Source organism: Microvirga roseola (assembly GCF_020866965.1).
Taxonomy (GTDB): Bacteria; Pseudomonadota; Alphaproteobacteria; order Rhizobiales; family Beijerinckiaceae; genus Microvirga; species Microvirga roseola.
The window spans coordinates 1-460 of the sequence record NZ_JAJATX010000203.1; the positions used below are offsets into that span (position 1 = coordinate 1).

The 460-nt window shown below is 60.2% G+C and carries 1 protein-coding gene; it reads left to right on the forward strand.

Annotated features, from left to right (window positions below; genetic code table 11):
* Positions 1-85 precede the first annotated feature (85 nt).
* On the forward strand, positions 86-268 hold the full coding sequence (locus LG661_RS24885; RefSeq protein WP_230534669.1) for a hypothetical protein: 183 nt from the start codon (positions 86-88) through the stop codon (positions 266-268).
* Positions 269-460: the final 192 nt, after the last annotated feature.

Here is a 460-nt window from a genome sequence, read left to right on the forward strand (position 1 = left end):
AAACCTCCGCAACCTGCCCCGGGCCACCCCCCGGGGCAGTGCTGTGGGTAAGACACTGGTTTCCTCACCATCTCGGGAGAACAACATGACATCGTCTCAGCGCTACCAGGATAAGGCTGCCGAGGCCGAGCGCCTTGTCAGGGATGCACGCCAATCGCCGGAACTCAGGTCGGAGCTTCGGGCCGTCGCGCGGCAGTGGCGTCATCGTGCGGAACTGGCCGACTGGACCGCGCGTCAGTTGAGAGCGTCCAATGCCTCGGTTCTATAATACCTGCGCGGGCTGCGGACCACGACGGACGTGAACGTGACCCGGTTGCTCCGTCTGCCTGCGAATTTCCGATAAGCGCATTTATGGAACCGGATAATGTGTCCTTTGAGCGTATTCGGAAGAAGTATGCAGCACCGCAGGAAGCAGGCTAGGCTCAGGAGTCGTTGATTGAGGTAGAAGGCCACTGAAGCA

Bases quoted from the DNA above. Each gene is read 5' to 3' on its own strand.
- LG661_RS24885 (WP_230534669.1), top strand. From the start codon at position 86: ATGACATCGTCTCAGCGCTACCAGGATAAGGCTGCCGAGGCCGAGCGC.